Here is a 16,773-nt window from a genome sequence, read left to right as displayed (position 1 = left end):
TTATGCTTAAATTTTTTCTAATGCGAAAATTTGTTGTTTTAAAAAAGAATAATTAAGTATTGAAAGTATAAAAACTACAATACTAGCAATACTTAAAAATGAAATTCCTATTTCAAATTCTTGAAAAAATAAAATTATCAAACATAAAATCATTACTAAAAAACTAAGACTTATCGCTTTTATTTGTCTTTTTTTAGCCTTATCAAAATTATTTTCATTTTGATTTTTAAATAAAATCACCCTATCAATAGCAACTACAAAATAAGTATTTTCGTAATTTTTTAATTCATCTTGGATTATAAATTCTTTATTTTTATAAAATAATTTATTATTTTTCACACTATACTCACTTGTAATTAAAGCACTTTTTGCAAGTCTTAAAAAGCTAAACATCTAAATCTTTCATATATTTTATAAACAAATCCCCACGCTCAGCATAAGAACTAAACTCATCTAAACTAGCACACGCAGGACTTAATAATGCTATTTCTTTAGTTGTTAAATCTTTATAAATCATACTTACAGCTTCTTTTAGATTGGTTCTAATTGGGTTTAATCCGTGCTTTTTAGCAATATCACTAAAATCGCTCTTACCTATTAAATAAAGCTTTATATTTTTATCTAATTTTGAGAAAAACTCATTTAAATCTTGACCTTTAGCATCTCCACCAGCAATTAAATGTAAAGGCTCTTTAAAACTATTAATAGCAGCAAGTGCAGCTGAAATATTAGTAGCCTTGCTATCATCAATCCAAATTCTATTTTTACTATCTTTAAAAATCTCAACCCTATGACGACCAATTTTAAACTTAGATATTTTTTCATATTCAATTTTGCCACTAATAATCTTACAAGCAGCCAACGCTAAACACGCATCTAATAAAAACGGCTCATTGTAATTTAATCTAGCTAAATCAATATCAAAAAGCTTAGCTAAATCACTAGAATTCTCATAAAAATATTTAATACAATTTGCACTCTTTAAATACTCTTCATATTTTTTAGGCACAATAATACTTGCTGTTTTATTCATTCTAAAAATTAAATCAAGTTTTGCTTTTTCATAATTATTAAAGCTTCCATGCCAAGAAATATGATCATCACAAATAGGTAATAACACATAAAGTTCAGGTCTTGCAACCTTAGTATAATGAAGGGCAAAAGAGCTCATCTCAAGGACAACTAAAGGTGCTTTAAGATTCATTAATGCAATTGGTTTTCCTATATTTGCTCCTGCTTCAATATTAAGCAAATAAGAAATCATTTCCGTTGTAGTAGTCTTACCATTAGTCCCACTAACCCAAATACTAAGCCCTAAAGCTTCGTTATAAAAATCAATCTCACTTGTTAAATTCTTAGCACTTTTACATAAAATATGATTAGGCGCAATTCCAGGGCTAACTACTTCTATACTACTTTTATCAGGATTAAAATAGCTTGTAGGTAAAAGCCTATTACCAAATTCATCTTCACTACAAACGCTAAATTTATCATCATATATATACCATTCACCCTTTTTATAAGTGCTTGTAATTGCCTTAGCAACATTTCCATATCCAAACATTGATAACATAAAACTCACCTTAATTTAATAGTAATTAACGCTAAAACATTGCAAATAAATGCAATTAGCCAAAACCTAACTATGATTTTATTTTCACTCCAACCAATTTGCTCAAAATGATGATGAATTGGAGCCATTTTGAAAATCCTTTTATGAAATATTTTAAAACTTCCAACTTGTAAAATAACGCTAATAGTCTCAAGAACAAAAACAAAACCTATTAAAATTAATAAAATCTCATTTTTTGAAATTATCGCTAAATATCCAACAATAGCTCCTAATGTAAGAGAACCGCTATCTCCCATAAATACTTGTGCTGGATGGCAGTTATACCATAAAAATCCTAGTAAAGCACCAATTAATGCAAGCGCAATTACAACGCATTCTTCACTCCCGCTTACTCTAGGTAACAATAAATAATTAGCATAAACAGCATTTGAGCTAAGATATAAAAACACTGATAATGTAAATAATGAAAACACACTAGGCACACAAGCAAGCCCATCAAGTCCATCGGTTAGATTAATAGCATTTGAGCTAGAGATTAACACCAATACCCAAAATAATAAAGCAAAATACTTCATATCAATTATAGGATATTTATAAAATGGGACAAAAAGTTCTGTGCTAAAATTCCCATATATCATAATAGGTAATATTGTTATTAAAGATGCAATTAACATTAAAATCATTTTAGAGCGTGGTTTTAACCCAGCCTTATTTGCCTTTTTTAATACCTTGCCTAAATCATCAATTATTCCAATAGCACCAAAACAAACAATACACAAAATCGCACTAAAACTATAAACATTAAATGTAGTAAAAACAAGACTAGATAATAAAGCAGCACAAATAAAAACAACCCCACCCATTGTAGGAGTATTAGATTTTTTTTGATGATTTAGTGGTGCATCACTTAAAATTGGCTGATTAGCCCCTACACTCTTTGCCCAAGAAATAAAAAGTGGCATAATAATTAATGTAATAATAAACGATAATAAAAACGCTAAAAAAGCCCTAACGCTAATGTAAGAAAATAAGTTTATATCAAGGTTAAACATTTTTGTTCCTAATAAATTTATAAAAAAGGCAAATATTATAATAAAATTATAAATTTTTAGAGTATTATTTCTCTTTTAACCAATATAAGGAGTTTATATGTTAAATCCAGTTCTAACAATTGCAGGAAGTGATTGCAGTGGTGGTAGCGGACTTGAAGCTGATTTAAAAACCTTTACTATGCATAAAACTTTTGGAATGGCAGTAGTTTTAGGAGTATATGCTGTAAATACTCAAGGAGTTTATGGTGCTTGTGTTATGAATGAAGATATTGTATCGGCTCAATTTGATGCAGTATTTAAAGATATTCCACCAAAAGCACTAAAAACAGGATTAATGGGGGATGCTAATTTAATAAGATTAACTATTGAAAAATTTAAAGAATATAAACCTAAAAATATAGTAATTGACCCTGTTATGTTTGCTAAAAGTGGTTTTAGATTAATAGGAGATGAAGATTTTAAGCTTTATGTAAATGAGTTTATCAAATTCGCTGATATTTTAACGCCTAATAAATTAGAAGCCGAACTTTTATGTGGATTTGAGATTAATTCTAAAGAAAAACTAAAAGATGCTGCTAAAAAATTAATAGACTTAGGTGCTAAAAGCGTGATTGCTAAAGGTGGAAAATATTTTGATTTAGCGATAGATTATTTTTATGATGGAAAAGACTTTTACGAGCTTTACGGAAAAGCTTTAAACACCACAAACGATCACGGCGCAGGATGTACTTTAAGTGCTTCTATAGCTGCTAATTTAGCTAATGGACTTTCTAAACTACAAGCTGTAAAAGATGCTAAATTATATACACAAAATGCAATGGAATTTGCTCCAAACTTAGGAAGTGGCAGAGGCCCATTAAATCATATGTTTAATTTATAAAAAGGCAAAATATATAATTTTGCCTAAAACTTATATCCAAAACCAATCTTAAAAAAATAAGAATTAAATTCTTTAAAAAACTGCTTACTTAAATCAATATCCAAACTTAAACTATCATTTAATAAATACTTAGTTTGTATTCCAAGCTCAAAACTATTAAGATTTTTAAAATATAAATTTTCTTTAGAATATCCATCACTTATAATAAGCAATTTATCCTTGCTTAAGCTTTTAAAATAATTACTATTTAGCGAAAATGCAAAATCATTGTTAAGGTATTCTAAAGCAAAACCTAATTTTAAAAAGCAATTATTTTGCCTTTTAAATAAAGCTTTTATATATTCATTTTTATATTTTGTCTTTGGTAAGTATTCAAAAACAAAAGCAATATTTGGCTTATATACAAAATAATTTTCATAACTTAATCCAAATTCTACTTTTGAATTAACGCTAAAATAATCTTTATTTATAATCCCTAAATCATCAAGATTTATCGCAACTTCGTGCTCATTGTATTTAAAATCAGTATTTATATAAAAATTATCAAAATTAAAATTAGCATAAAATCCGCCACCATAGATTTTATGATTTTTGCTTTCATTATTTAAGCTATATAAAAACAATCCTAAATTATTATAAAAATAATTATATTCATTAGATTTATTTATTTTTATTAGATTTAGCCAATAATTTATATCATTTATATCCCCACTTAAATACTCATAATCTAAATAATCAAACCTTTTGCTATCAAAATTTAATCTTGAAATAGAATAATTTAATAAATCTTCTTTATAGAATTTATTTTTTATATTATTAATTAGCTTTTTATCCACACCAATTTTTGCAATATCAGGATTTTTTGCTGTAATTTTATTTATTGCATTATTTTCTAAATTCTTTTTATATTTATCATCAAATAATTCATTAATATCGCTAATATTTAAAGAGTTAAAATCCCCTATCCCAAGCAAAAAAGCTCCATTTTGCTCTTTTTTTACTATTACTTCTTTATCAAAACCAAAAACACTAAAGCCTTTTATAGTATATACAGCAAAATCTTTACTTAAATCCTTACTACTCCTTGCTAAAAGTAAAGGAAAGAATCCTAAATTATTTTGATAATTTACAATTTTTATATCATTATTTACGCCTTTTATCTCTTCATCAACGACAATAGCCCCACTAAAACCATCATTAAAATAAAGAACAAAATTATTATTATTAGCTTCTAGTGTTTTAGCTCTAAAACCACCATAAATTGATGAAGAATTTAAAATCAAATTATCAAAAATCATATTTTTTGAATTAATTGTAGAATTATTGATTTTCGCATTTTTTACTTTTAATTCTTCATTAGCTAAATTACTATAAGCAATCTCAATATCCCCACCTAAAATATCAGCATTAATAGCAGATGCATTAGCATAAAAATACGCATTATCGCTTTGAGTAATGGTATTATTAAAAGTAGATTTATAGCTTGTAAAAAATCCACTATTATTTATCTTTTCAAAACTAGAATAAATACTATCTACATTTAAAGTATTTTCTAATTGATTTTTAAACTTAAAATTGCTTCCTACTAAATCACCATTATTAATAACCCTATCATTAAAGGTAATATCATTTCCAATAACCCAGCCATTAATATCATTATCTAATTCTTTATTAAAAGTAGTAATATCACCTAAAATCATACCATCATTATAAGTATTTGCAAAAGTTAAATTCTCTCCAGAAATAGTGCTATTTTGATTATTTTTTAGATTATTTTTAAATTCTAAAAAATCCCCATTGATAGTATCATTATTGATTACTTCGCCAATAAATTCTGCATTATTTACATCCATAACAGCATTGTTAATTACTTCATTAAAACTAGCTTTATTATCTATAAAAATATATGAATTATTTTCTAAAATTGATTTAAATGATAAATTATTTCCAGATATAAGCCCATCAGTATCATTTAAAACATCTCCATTAAAAGTATTGTTATCTCCAAAAATCCAGCCTTCTTGAAAGTTAATAAAATCATAAAAAATATTATCATCTCCATAAATTAAGCCATAATTTTGCATATTAAAAAAATTATTATGATTAGCTTCTATCATTCCATCATATAGATTAAAAAACTCTTGATTTGTAGTAGTATTGGTGCTTAAGAAATATCCATTATTAACAAACATTTGAATATTATGAAATGAGCCTTCAAAAAATCCACCATTATACACCTCGTTAAAAGTAGAAAAATTACCACTTAAAGTAGCACCAAAATTATTATTAAAAACACCAGAAAATTGATTTTTATCACTATTTATGACGCCTTCATTATCTATATCTTCATTTGTAATTATCTGATTTGAAATCACTTCATTTTCATTGATAATTAAAGCATTTAAAAAAGTTAAACTAAATAAAAATAACAAATATTTTTTAAACAATATAAACCTTTATATAAAAATAATTTTTAATTATATTTAAAAATTAGCTAATATTAAAATATCAAAATAATATTTTAAATTCTAATTTAATTTTTTATATAATATTTATAATTATTTTCAATTATTCTTAAGAAATGATTTTTATAATTAATATTTTTTAAGGAGAATGTATGAAAAAATTATTATTTGTGTCAATTTTATCAAGTTTAGCTTTTGCTGATGTAAGTTATTTATTAAATGTAAAAAATATGGGTTGCAATGGTTGTGCTAAAAAAATAATAGAAGCGTCTAAAAGTATTGCTGAAGTTAAAGATTACAAGGCTGATTTTAATTCTAAAGATTTAGTTATTACTTTTGCTAAAGATGTAGATATTAAAGCAATAGTAGAAAAAATCAACGAAATCGGCTATAAAGCAGTGCAACAATGAAGGCATTTTTTATAATGCTTTTAGCACTTAATCTTAATGCAAATGTTTATTTTATAAAAGATATGGCTTGTGAAGTTTGTGTTGATTTTATTAGTTTTTGTGCTAGTAAAGTTAGCAAAAATTATAAAGTAGATTTAAATTCTAAAACTCTAAAAATAAGTGATAAAACTTATGATGAAAAATCACTTTTAAAATGTTTAGCAAAAGATGGCTATGAAGCAATTTTGCAAAAATAAAATTAAGCTAAGCATATTTTTAGCTACATATATTTATGCAAATACCTTAGATGAAATCAATATTAATGCAGTGCAAAATATTGATTATTTAGAATTTTCTAACACTATTTACAATAAAGCCTATCTTAATACTCAAATAAAACAAAATCACACTTTAGATGAACTTATCAAAAATCATACAAATATAAGAATTACTACTAAAGATAGCGATAATTCAAATTCTTTAAAGCCAGATGATTTTTCAATCAATGGTGCTAAAACCTATCAAAATCAAATGTTTATAGATGGAATAAACATAACAAGCACCATTCAACCAGCTATGTCAAAAACGCTATATAAAAATGTCTGGTATAACCCATCTCTTGGTTCATATTCGCTTAATATAGATAGCGAAATTATAGATAATTTAAGCATTTATGATAGTTTTGTAAGTGCTAGTTATGGTGGATTTTTAGGTGGAGTAATTGATGCAAAAATCAAAAGTCCATCAAAAAATCCAATCGGTGGATTTAGTCTTGGATATAGCTTTCAAGATAATATTTTTATAGATGATAAAATAAGGCAAAAATATTCTAGTGGATATGGTTATCAAGATTTTAGTAATTATTATAAAAGATATTTCAGTGCTAATTTTAGCTCATACTTAAATGATACTTTTGGAATTTTATTTTTTGTAAGTAGTAATTATTCAAATACAAAAATAAAGCAAAAAGATATATACACAATAAATAAAATCAGCGATACAAATAACTTAATTTTGCTAAAAACTCAAAAAGATTATGATAACCATATTCTTAGCTCAACTTTTATTTATAATCCTTATTTAATAAATCAATTTCAAGAAGGCGTAATTGATTCTAATATGAAAGTAAATTATGGTGGATTTAGCCTAGCTTTTAATCTTGAAAGTGAATTAAAAAATATAAATCTTAATCAGCATTTATCATTTTTAAAATCAAATTCTTCAAGAATTTATGATAAAAAAGTTCAGTATCAATTCATTTTACCTTCAGGTATAAAGCAAAGTTATGGTGGGCTAGGAGATACCTTACAAACTGAAAAATCATATCAATATAAATTAGATGCTAAAACTAATGAATTTAAAAATAATGATTTAGAATATAGCTTTAATTTTGGTTTTGAACTTAGTAAAAATCAAGGCAAAATAAATAGAATTAATCCTTATACAAGATATGAAAAACCAATTGATATTCTAGCTTGTAAAGAAAATGATATTAGTTGCATAAATAATCAATATTTTTCATATTATGAAACACATTTTGCAAAAGCTAAAAAATCAATAAATAACTACGCTCAATTTATACAAAGCGATATTAAATATCATAATTTTAGATTTAGATTAGGTCTTAGAAATGATTATGATAGCCTTAGCAAAAGATTTAATATAGCCCCTAGAACAGGACTTGAGTATTATTTAAATGATAATCAATTTTTAGGATTTGGATTTAATAAATATTATGATAAAGGGCTTTTAGCTTATATTTTATATGATGATTATTTTAGTGGATATGAAGAGTATTCAAGAATTGATTATAATAGCCCTTGGATACAAGATACAAAATGGCAAAAAGATAGAGTTTTTATGGGATTAAAAAGCCCTTATGCTAATGAGTTTAGCCTATATTACAACGCAGAATTTAAATATTTTAAAATGTTATTAAAATACATTAAACGCAAAACTTATAATGAAATTTATTCAGCAAATCAAGAAGAATTAGGCTTAGAAAATATAAAAGATACTGATAATAATTATAAAGTTTATTATAATGGCAAAAAAACAGCTAATGATATTATAAGTCTTAATTTATCTAGCAATGAAATTAGTATATTTAATACTAAAAATTATTTTGATTTCAATCTTAGCTATTTACATAAAAAAGGTAGTGCGACTAATTATTTAAGCATAATTGGTAAAAACATAATCTATAATGGTAAAACTATAAAATCAAGTGAATTGCCATTTGTTTATGAGCCTTTTATAGCTAATTTTACTCATAATTTATTTTATGATAATTTTAACTTGATTAATGAAATCACTTATCATTCAGCGAAAAATGATCACAATACGATAAGAATTTAAATATGCAAATATTTAGCGATACTAAACTTAAGTCATATTTGAATTGGAATTTAGGATTTGGTTATACTAAAAATATTAAAAATACTAAATTAAAAATAAGTTTTAATATCTTAAATATTTTAAATAGCAAAAATAAAATCAGCGTATTTAATTGTAATAACGAATTATGTTATAAATACGCTAATTCAAGGCTATATACTTTTAATCTAAATTATAATTTTTAAATTAGTGCAATTAAGCACTAATTTTTAATGTAAGCTAAACTTAAGCGGCACACTAATATCTAAAACTCTTTCATAACGCTTAAATTTCGCTATCTCAACGCTTTTAATCCCTGCTTTATTTAGATTTTCATATTTTGATGGCTTAAGTATTTTTATATTTTTTGCCTTACCATAATCATAGGTAAATCCTACAACCACTACTCCTTGCTCACGCCTTTTTCTTGAACTCATAGGATAATTGCTCTTAGCAGTTTTATTTAAAACTGATTGAATATGAGAGATTAATTCATCTTGATTATTCCCACCTGCAGGAGTATTATTACTAATTGTAGTAGTTGGTTTAGCTTCATTTATCTTGCTTGCTAAAGGTTCGTTTTTAGGTGTGATTGGCTCATCTTGAGTTTTTTTGATTTCTTTTACTTCTTGCTTTGGTTTTGGTTTTTTATGGTGCTTTTTTTTAGGTTTTAAAGCAAATTTTTCTTCTTTTATCTCTTCTTTGATTATTTCTTCTTTTATTTCTTTTACTTCTTCAATTATTTCTTCTTTAACAGCATTTTGAGGTATGCTAGGAGCATAAAAAAGCACTGCTAAAGCTTTGTCATTTTTAATCTCACTTGTCTTTACATCAATTCTAAAAAAACACGCCAACAAAACCGCATGAACTAAAAAGGAGATGAAAAATGCGATTTTATTTTTCTGTTGCAATAGCAAAATTTTCATGCTTTAACTCTTTTAAAATATCCACTATTTTTACAAAATGTTTATAACTAGCGTTCTCATCAGAGCGTAAAATTACAATTTCATCTTTACTAATACTTGATAATTTTGTCTTTAATTCATCTACGCTAAGCAAACTCTCATTATAAAATATCTCGCCAGTTTCATTAATACTTATAAATACTTTTTGCTTATCATCAATGCTTACGCTATTTTCTGATTTTGGTAAGTTTATAGCGATTTTTTCTTCTGCTATAAAGGTGCTAACACTTAAAACAATGCAAAGTAAAACTAGCATAATATCAATAAATGGAACTAGATTTAAGCCTTCTTTATTTACTCTCATTATTTTCCTTAAATCTTGATAATACAACATCAACTTTTCTAATAAATGCGTTATATATCATAAGAGTTGGGATTGCTACAACAAGTCCAAGTGCTGTTGCTTTTAGTGCCAGCGAAAGCCCTAGCATAATACTTTTTGCGTCCATAGTAGCTGCATTTGCCATATCATAAAATGTAATCATTATGCCTATTACCGTGCCAAGCAAACCTATATAAGGAGCGTTTTGATAAACGATGTAAAGACAGGTGAGATTTTTACTAAGTGCTATTTCTAATTCATCTTTACATTTATAATTTTTAATATCAATATTTTTAAAAAATATTAGCCTTTCAATACTAAATGCCAAAACTAAAAAGCTCATAAAAAATAATATCGCAAACACAAAATAATCTAAATATTCTTTTAAAAATTCCACATTTTCTCCTAATAATTGATATTCTAAAAAAGGCTAAAAAGCCTTTTTTAGTTTAGAATTTGTAACTAAAGCCTAGTTTTATATTTCTTCCTGCTTCATAGTCGTTTGCAGTCTCAACCCCAAATCTTCTTTGAGAATGTGAAACATAAGTTTTATCAAATAGATTGCCAACGCTTAAGTTTATTTCAAGATTTTGAGTAGGCATATAACTTGCATATATTTCGCTTACTCCATAACCTGCTTTTTTAGTTCCATCTTCTAAAGTCTTACCAGCAAAAGCTATTAGGTTATAACCAAATAATGTATCAATTGGACTAGCAAAATATTCAGCATTAAATGTATATTTATCCCCACTATCACTATATGCCATTACGCCACCAACTTTACTTTTATCTTTATGTTTTGTTGTTTGATGAGTATAACTTGCACTAAATTTTAAATTCTCATAAGCATAAGAAGCATATAATTCAACCCCACGAACATTAGATTTACCCATATTCATACGATTGTAATTATTTGTAACATTTTGTCCGTTTTGAGTAGTTGTTACGCTTACATTTTCTTTAATTAAATTCTTATAATCAGTATAAAAATACTTAGCTACAAAATTAACATTATGTTCATTAAAGTTATTTTTATACCCAAATCCAGCTTCATAAGCATCACCTGTTTCAGGCTCTAAATTCTCATCAATATAATTTGTATTAAATGTATTTTCACTAAGCCTTAAAGATTCAATCGGATCAGGTCCTCTAAATACTTTTGAATACCCAGCAAATAAATTAATGCCGTTTTCTGCCTTATAATCAAGTGCTAATGCAGGGCTAAAATTATTAAATCCTTGAGTTTTCTTACCAAAATTATCTATAGTAAATCTATCAAATCTCACTCCAGGAATTATGCTAAATCCACCAATTTGAATAGTATCTTGTAAAAATACTGATAGGTTGTTTGCTACTTCTTTAGGATGATTTTTAGTAGGAGTTACCGAAATTGCTCCATTTGTTGCATCTTTTAAACTTGAATGATTTTTTCTAAAGCTTGTAGTTTGATACCACTCAAGTCCATAAAATACTTCTTGATTAAAGCTAGTATTTTCAAATCTTGATTTATTGTTTAAATAAGCACCTGTGGTTTTTACCCCATCATTTGATAAAAATGCTTTACCACCTGATTTTTTAAACTCTGCATAATTTGGAACTTCATCTTTTATAAGCCTATGCTCTGTATGATAAACTCTAAATTCGCTATCAATTAATTCATTTGGATTGTAATTGTAATTAAATGTATAGGTATCTCTTTGCATTTTTTGAGGCAAAATAGGTTGAGCTCTTTCTCCTGCTTTTAGCGTGCCTGTATCAAATGCCACCGAGCCACCAAACTCACCTCTAAATGGAAAATCACCATCATATTCAGTATGCTCATAGCTAAGACCTGCTTTATGCTCATCTTTTTCATAATTTACTTTAAATAAATAGCTTAAATCATGACCCTTACCACCAATATCATTGCCATTTCCATCTTTTCCGAAGCCATAATTTTTATGATTGATATATGCTAAAAGACCAAAATTATTATCAGTTTTACCATAAGCCATTATGCTTTTTTGCCATTCTTTATTATTAGTTGAATAGCCTGTCTTAAACTTACCACCAAAACTCTCATCACCTTCTAATAAATCAAATGCACTTGCAGTCTTAAACGCAACCGAACCACCTAAAGCACCTGAGTTATTAGCAACACTTAAAACACCCACGCCAACATCAATAGCTTTTAATAAATCAACATCTAAAACTAAATCAGCCGAGTGATGAAAAATATTTCCACGTTGTCTTGCACCATCAATAGTAATATTAATACCCCTATCATTTACGCCACGCATATAAAGTTTTTGATTAAACTGATTTGTCCCTGCTACATAAACACCTGGAATATCACGCATAACATCTCTTATTGCACCTGCGTTTTTGTTTGAGATTTTTAGCGAATCAACATTAGAATATCCAATTGAACTAGCATTTACTTCAATAGTATCAAGATTAGCATTCTCATTAGCCAATAAGCCAACACCACCAAATAAGCATAAAGCCAAAGAAAGTTTTAAAGATTTTCTCAAAATATCTCCTTAATTGATAATAAAAATGATATTCTATAATATTTTTAGTTAATAACAAAAATAATTATCATAATATTTATAAGTTTTAAATAAATGATAGTTATATTGATAATAAATTTTATTTAAAATTCAAATTCATTGTAATATTGTTTAAGATTTTTAAAATAAAGAATTTAATTTAGCTTTTGTAGTTTTATAATTTTTTAGAAAATACTTCGTATAATAAATCTATTTCACTATCTTCAAATATAGCTGAATTTTTATTTTTTAGATAATCTTTCATCTTAATTTTATTGATACTTACACTCACTTTACAACCCCTACAATACATTAAAAATCCTTCTCCTAAAGAAAAAAAATCATTTAATTCTTTATTGCATTCCGTGCAAGTTTCACTAAAATAAAGCCTACCTTCATACTCAATCATCAAAGCATAAGCATCTAAAAATACTCTTTTATAATGCTGAGTTTTTAATCTATTAATTATTCTTAAACTTAAATCATAATAAAAACTTCCGCACTCTTGATTATCTTTTAAATGCTCATATAAAAGCACACAAAAACTCTGCCAAGCTTTAATAATCTCATAATCATTCCAAGGTAAGGCTAATTGCATTGTTGAATGTAATTTTGGCAAAAATAAAGGCTGAATACTTAGCTCATAATCAATAATATTTCCGACTATTAAATGTGAGTGTCTAACTCCGTAAAATCTATAGCATTTTACTAATTCTTCGCTACTTAGGATAAAGACTATTAAATCTTTATCCCTAACGCTAAAGGTATTTAAAATTATTCCTTGCAATAATTAGCACCTTCGTTTGCAAAAAAAGTATCGTAATGAATGTTAAAAAAGGCATTTTCAAGGCTTTTAAATAATTTTGGATTTTGTGCTTCAAGACTTGCTAAAAGCTCTTTTGTTTCTGCTCTTGCGTGTGGCATTTTTACATCAAATCTCATAGCAGGGCAAGCTTCATCGCCTATTGTTTTAAGACCATTTTTAATAGCATTTTCTCTTAACATTCTTTCACGAACAAATATCAAAGGACGAATTACGGTAATTCCTTGTGCTGAAGTGAATTTCGCAGCAAGTGTTCTTAAAGCTCCATTATAAGTAAAGTTCATAAAAAAGCTCTCAATAGCATCATCTAAATGGTGTCCTAAAGCTAATTTATTAAAACCATTTTCCTTAGCATAAGTGTATAAATATCCCCTTCTCATACGAGAGAAAAACGAGCAAAAGCTTGAATTTTGACGGATTTTTTCACTAGAAATCTCATAAATATTACTTTCAATTATTGTATGCTTTATGCCTAAAATCTTGCAATAATTACTTAGATATTTATAATCTTCGCCCATTCCATAGCTAAGCGTTACTGCTTCAAATTCAAACTTAAACGGGACTGCTCTTTGCATATGTTTAAGTAGCATTAGTAAGCTTAAGCTATCTTTTCCACCGCTAAGTCCTACTAAAACCTTATCACCTTCTTCAATTAAATTAAACTTATCACAAGCTCTTGCTACTTCTTTAATAAGTCTTTTGCTAAGCTCATTTTTAAATAAATGTTCGCACATTTTTAAGACAAATCTAGCACTATTTTTAGCAGCTAGTTCTAAAAACTCATCAAAACTAACATCAGCATTTCCACCTGCATCATCGCTAATTGCTCTTAATATAAAACAAGGCACATTAAGGCTTTCGCAAACTAAAGCAACGCTTGCTCCTTCCATCTCAACCGCATCAGCATTAAAAGTATCTTTAATCCAATTTTTCTTAGTTTCATCGCAAATAAATTGGTCTGATGTTGCAATAATGCCGCTAACTACATTTAAATCAAGCTCTTTTGCTACTTTTTTAGCAATATTATTTAATTTTTCACTTGTTTTTATAAAAACGCTAGTTTCAGGGACATAGCCAGGTTTGTGTCCGAATGCTGTTATATCTATATCGTGCTGCACTAATTCTTCTGCAATTAATAAATCACCTATTTTTAAATTAGGATTAAGCGACCCTGCAACGCCTGTAAAAAGCAAACAATCAGCCTTATATTTTTCTATCATTACACTAGCACTTAGAGCTGAATTTACTTTGCCTATTTTTGAATAAGCAATAATTAGTTCATGACCTGCGTAATCAATGAAATAATAAGTATTATTTGCATATTTACTCTCTTTATAAGAATACTCATTTAAAATTGGCTCAATTTCTTCACGCATAGCACCTAAAATTGCTATTTTCATAGGTTTTCCTTAAATGTTTTTATAAAATTTTCAATATCTTCTAGGCTTTTTATACTAATACTTGGTTTGTTTGTTATTTTTTTATTAAGTCCGCATAAAACACTGCTTCCAAATTCTATAAAACCATCAACACTATTTTCTATACTTTTTATGCTTTGTTTATATAAAACAGGCTTAATAAGTTGCTCTTTTATAGCTAAAATAGCTTCATTTTTAGTGCTATAAGGCTTTGTAAAAGCATTTGAGATTACTGGTATGAAATCATCATTAAACAACAATTCTTTTTCTAATTTATTAGCTGCACTTTGCATTAAAGGGCAATGACTTGCTACGCTCATATTAAGCAGCATTGCTCTTTTTGCTCCAGCATTTTTAAAATCATCTATGCTATTTTCTAAATCCTTTTTAAGCCCAGCTACAACTATTTGACCATCGCAATTGTAATTTGCAGCATAGATTTGCTTATTTTCCTTATTTGCTTTAGCACAAATTTCTTCTACTAAATTATCATCTAAACCTAAAATAACCATCATAGAAGCAGGATTTTCGCTACTTGCACATTCTTGCATATATTTTCCACGCATATTTACTAGCTTTAAAGCATTTTTTAATTCAAGTGCATTATTTGCACATAAAGCCGAAAATTCTCCTAAAGAATGTCCTAAAGATGGAGTGCTTTCATAACTAATAAAAGGCTTTATATCATCTTTTTTTCTTAAAGAAATTCCATTTTCTTCTAATAATTTTTCAAATACTTTATAATACATAATGCTATTTAGTAATATTGCAGGTTGGGTAAATTCACTTATATCTAATCTATCATTTTTACTAAAAATTAATTCTTTAAAATCAATACCGCAAAAACTACTAACTTCATCATAAGTTTTTCTTACAAACTCAAAATTATCAAATAATTCTTGACCCATAAAAGCACTTTGAGAACCTTGACCTGGGTATAAAAATGCGTAATTCATATTTTTCCTTTTTAATTTATTTTATTATCAAATCTTATAATACAAGTATTAAAATCTTTTAATTACAGCTATTATAAATCTTTTTTACATTTTATATAATATTATAAAAATATAAATTCCATTATTAAAATAATAAACGAAGTTTAACTTGTAATACTAATACAATCTATATTTTTAATATCATAATTTTAGCACTTTTTTATGATTGAATTAAAAATCAAGTTAAAAATAATAAGTTTTGTATATTTATAACTTACGATTATATATTAAAGATTACTTGTAATTTATGAATTATGTATTTTAAAGATTTGACATAAAAAATAAAATTATAAAAATGATTAATTTTAAAAAACTGAATACTTTGAGTATATAATAAATATTAGTATAAGGCGAAATAAATCGCCTTACATTTTAGCTAAACCTTAGCTCTTAACCTCTGCAACAACCGCCGCCGTGGTGATGATGGTGATGATCATCTTCATCATCGTGATGATGACCGCAACTTCCATCGCCTTTGCAACCACTATGTCCGTGATTTCCACATCCACATCCACCAGCTTGTGCTACTGCACCACTTTCTAATTCTTCAGGAGTAGCATCTCTTACTTCTTTAATATTTACGGTAAATAATAAATCTCTTCCTGCATAAGGATGATTATAATCAATTACTACGCTACTATCTTTGATTTCTTTAACAACAACTCTAACTGTTGAGCCATCTTCGTTTTCTCCGAATAATTCTAAGCCAACATTTAAATCAATGCCTGCGAATTGTTCTTTTGGTAATTCTTGAACCAAATTCTCATTATATTCTTGCCAAGCTTTATCTTTAGTGATTAAAATATCACTTTCATCACCCTCATTTAGTTTAGCAATTTCATCTTCTAAAGCCTCTAATACTTGATTTCTACCTAATAAAAATGAAATAGGATGAAAATCAGTATTATTTTCTAATACTTCATTAGTTTTTGCATCACGCAATATAAAATTAAGTGATACTACGCTGTCTTTTTTTATAGCCAT

At 26.7% G+C, this 16,773-nt stretch carries 17 protein-coding genes and 1 pseudogene; 5 read left to right on the top strand and 13 right to left on the bottom strand.

Annotated features, from left to right (window positions below; genetic code table 11):
- Nucleotides 1–6: 6 nt before the first annotated feature.
- From AVBRAN12642_RS03295 to mraY, 3 genes are read right to left on the bottom strand one after another with little or no spacing between them, the layout of a single operon-like run.
- A complete protein-coding gene (locus AVBRAN12642_RS03295) occupies nucleotides 7–393 on the bottom strand; it encodes a hypothetical protein (RefSeq protein WP_214117349.1) in 387 nt (128 codons plus the stop codon).
- On the bottom strand, nucleotides 386–1,573 hold the full coding sequence (gene murD, locus AVBRAN12642_RS03290) for a UDP-N-acetylmuramoyl-L-alanine--D-glutamate ligase (protein ID WP_336607942.1): 1,188 nt from the start codon (nucleotides 1,571–1,573) through the stop codon (nucleotides 386–388). Before murD ends, AVBRAN12642_RS03295 begins: the two co-directional genes overlap by 8 nt.
- 5 nt (nucleotides 1,574–1,578) lie before the next feature.
- The gene (gene mraY, locus AVBRAN12642_RS03285) at nucleotides 1,579–2,625 is read right to left on the bottom strand and encodes a phospho-N-acetylmuramoyl-pentapeptide-transferase (protein ID WP_214117351.1); all 1,047 of its coding nucleotides are present in this window, start codon (nucleotides 2,623–2,625) and stop codon (nucleotides 1,579–1,581) included.
- A gap of 97 nt (nucleotides 2,626–2,722) precedes the next feature.
- Between mraY and thiD the strand changes: the two genes are divergently transcribed.
- The gene (gene thiD, locus AVBRAN12642_RS03280) at nucleotides 2,723–3,505 is read left to right on the top strand and encodes a bifunctional hydroxymethylpyrimidine kinase/phosphomethylpyrimidine kinase (protein WP_214120200.1); all 783 of its coding nucleotides are present in this window, start codon (nucleotides 2,723–2,725) and stop codon (nucleotides 3,503–3,505) included.
- Nucleotides 3,506–3,528: 23 nt separating this feature from the next.
- Here the strand turns inward: thiD and AVBRAN12642_RS03275 are convergent, their stop codons facing one another.
- Nucleotides 3,529–5,952 (bottom strand): hypothetical protein, encoded by a 2,424-nt coding sequence (locus AVBRAN12642_RS03275; RefSeq protein WP_336607941.1) that lies wholly within the window; start codon nucleotides 5,950–5,952, stop codon nucleotides 3,529–3,531.
- A 170-nt stretch (nucleotides 5,953–6,122) separates the two neighbouring features.
- Between AVBRAN12642_RS03275 and AVBRAN12642_RS03270 the strand changes: the two genes are divergently transcribed.
- The 4 genes from AVBRAN12642_RS03270 to AVBRAN12642_RS03255 are packed head-to-tail and all read left to right on the top strand — an operon-like array spanning nucleotide 6,123 to nucleotide 8,941.
- Nucleotides 6,123–6,380, top strand: a complete 258-nt coding sequence (locus AVBRAN12642_RS03270) for a heavy-metal-associated domain-containing protein (protein ID WP_214117354.1) — start codon at nucleotides 6,123–6,125, stop codon at nucleotides 6,378–6,380.
- Complete coding sequence (locus AVBRAN12642_RS03265; protein ID WP_214117355.1) at nucleotides 6,377–6,616, top strand: hypothetical protein; 240 nt, start codon at nucleotides 6,377–6,379, stop codon at nucleotides 6,614–6,616. The genes AVBRAN12642_RS03270 and AVBRAN12642_RS03265 overlap by 4 nt, the downstream gene beginning before the upstream one ends.
- Nucleotides 6,594–8,717, top strand: coding sequence for a TonB-dependent receptor plug domain-containing protein (locus AVBRAN12642_RS03260; RefSeq protein ID WP_336607940.1), 2,124 nt, complete (start codon nucleotides 6,594–6,596; stop codon nucleotides 8,715–8,717). Before AVBRAN12642_RS03265 ends, AVBRAN12642_RS03260 begins: the two co-directional genes overlap by 23 nt.
- 2 nt (nucleotides 8,718–8,719) lie before the next feature.
- Nucleotides 8,720–8,941, top strand: coding sequence for a hypothetical protein (locus AVBRAN12642_RS03255; RefSeq protein ID WP_336607939.1), 222 nt, complete (start codon nucleotides 8,720–8,722; stop codon nucleotides 8,939–8,941).
- A 24-nt stretch (nucleotides 8,942–8,965) separates the two neighbouring features.
- Here the strand turns inward: AVBRAN12642_RS03255 and AVBRAN12642_RS03250 are convergent, their stop codons facing one another.
- From AVBRAN12642_RS03250 to AVBRAN12642_RS03210, 9 genes and pseudogenes are all read right to left on the bottom strand, one after another.
- Nucleotides 8,966–9,661: a TonB family protein gene (locus tag AVBRAN12642_RS03250; RefSeq protein ID WP_214120197.1), complete on the bottom strand. Its 696-nt coding sequence runs from the start codon at nucleotides 9,659–9,661 to the stop codon at nucleotides 8,966–8,968.
- A complete protein-coding gene (exbD, locus tag AVBRAN12642_RS03245; RefSeq protein ID WP_214117358.1) occupies nucleotides 9,630–10,004 on the bottom strand; it encodes a TonB system transport protein ExbD in 375 nt (124 codons plus the stop codon). The genes AVBRAN12642_RS03250 and exbD overlap by 32 nt, the downstream gene beginning before the upstream one ends.
- On the bottom strand, nucleotides 9,991–10,419 hold the full coding sequence (gene exbB / locus AVBRAN12642_RS03240; RefSeq protein WP_239802994.1) for a TonB-system energizer ExbB: 429 nt from the start codon (nucleotides 10,417–10,419) through the stop codon (nucleotides 9,991–9,993). The genes exbD and exbB overlap by 14 nt, the downstream gene beginning before the upstream one ends.
- Nucleotides 10,420–10,471: 52 nt before the next feature.
- Nucleotides 10,472–12,535 carry a TonB-dependent receptor domain-containing protein gene (locus AVBRAN12642_RS03235; protein WP_336607938.1) on the bottom strand — a complete coding sequence of 688 codons (2,064 nt, stop codon included), beginning with the start codon at nucleotides 12,533–12,535 and terminating at the stop codon, nucleotides 10,472–10,474.
- 193 nt (nucleotides 12,536–12,728) lie between these two features.
- Nucleotides 12,729–13,340 carry a recombination protein RecO gene (gene recO / locus AVBRAN12642_RS03230; protein WP_214117361.1) on the bottom strand — a complete coding sequence of 204 codons (612 nt, stop codon included), beginning with the start codon at nucleotides 13,338–13,340 and terminating at the stop codon, nucleotides 12,729–12,731.
- Nucleotides 13,328–14,110 carry an ATP-binding protein gene (locus AVBRAN12642_RS03225; RefSeq protein ID WP_214117410.1) on the bottom strand — a complete coding sequence of 261 codons (783 nt, stop codon included), beginning with the start codon at nucleotides 14,108–14,110 and terminating at the stop codon, nucleotides 13,328–13,330. The genes recO and AVBRAN12642_RS03225 overlap by 13 nt, the downstream gene beginning before the upstream one ends.
- Nucleotides 14,096–14,776: pseudogene (locus AVBRAN12642_RS03220) on the bottom strand (5'-methylthioadenosine/adenosylhomocysteine nucleosidase); the annotation flags it as partial. The pseudogene AVBRAN12642_RS03220 and the gene AVBRAN12642_RS03225, both read right to left, overlap by 15 nt.
- The gene (locus AVBRAN12642_RS03215; protein ID WP_336607937.1) at nucleotides 14,773–15,750 is read right to left on the bottom strand and encodes an ACP S-malonyltransferase; all 978 of its coding nucleotides are present in this window, start codon (nucleotides 15,748–15,750) and stop codon (nucleotides 14,773–14,775) included. The pseudogene AVBRAN12642_RS03220 and the gene AVBRAN12642_RS03215, both read right to left, overlap by 4 nt.
- 429 nt (nucleotides 15,751–16,179) lie before the next feature.
- Complete coding sequence (locus tag AVBRAN12642_RS03210; RefSeq protein ID WP_336607936.1) at nucleotides 16,180–16,773, bottom strand: FKBP-type peptidyl-prolyl cis-trans isomerase; 594 nt, start codon at nucleotides 16,771–16,773, stop codon at nucleotides 16,180–16,182.

The organism is Campylobacter sp. RM12642, assembly GCF_020137635.1.
Lineage (GTDB): Bacteria > Campylobacterota > Campylobacteria > Campylobacterales > Campylobacteraceae > Campylobacter_E.
The sequence above is the reverse complement of the archived record's forward strand: the minus strand, read 5'-3'. Positions and strand labels throughout refer to the sequence as shown.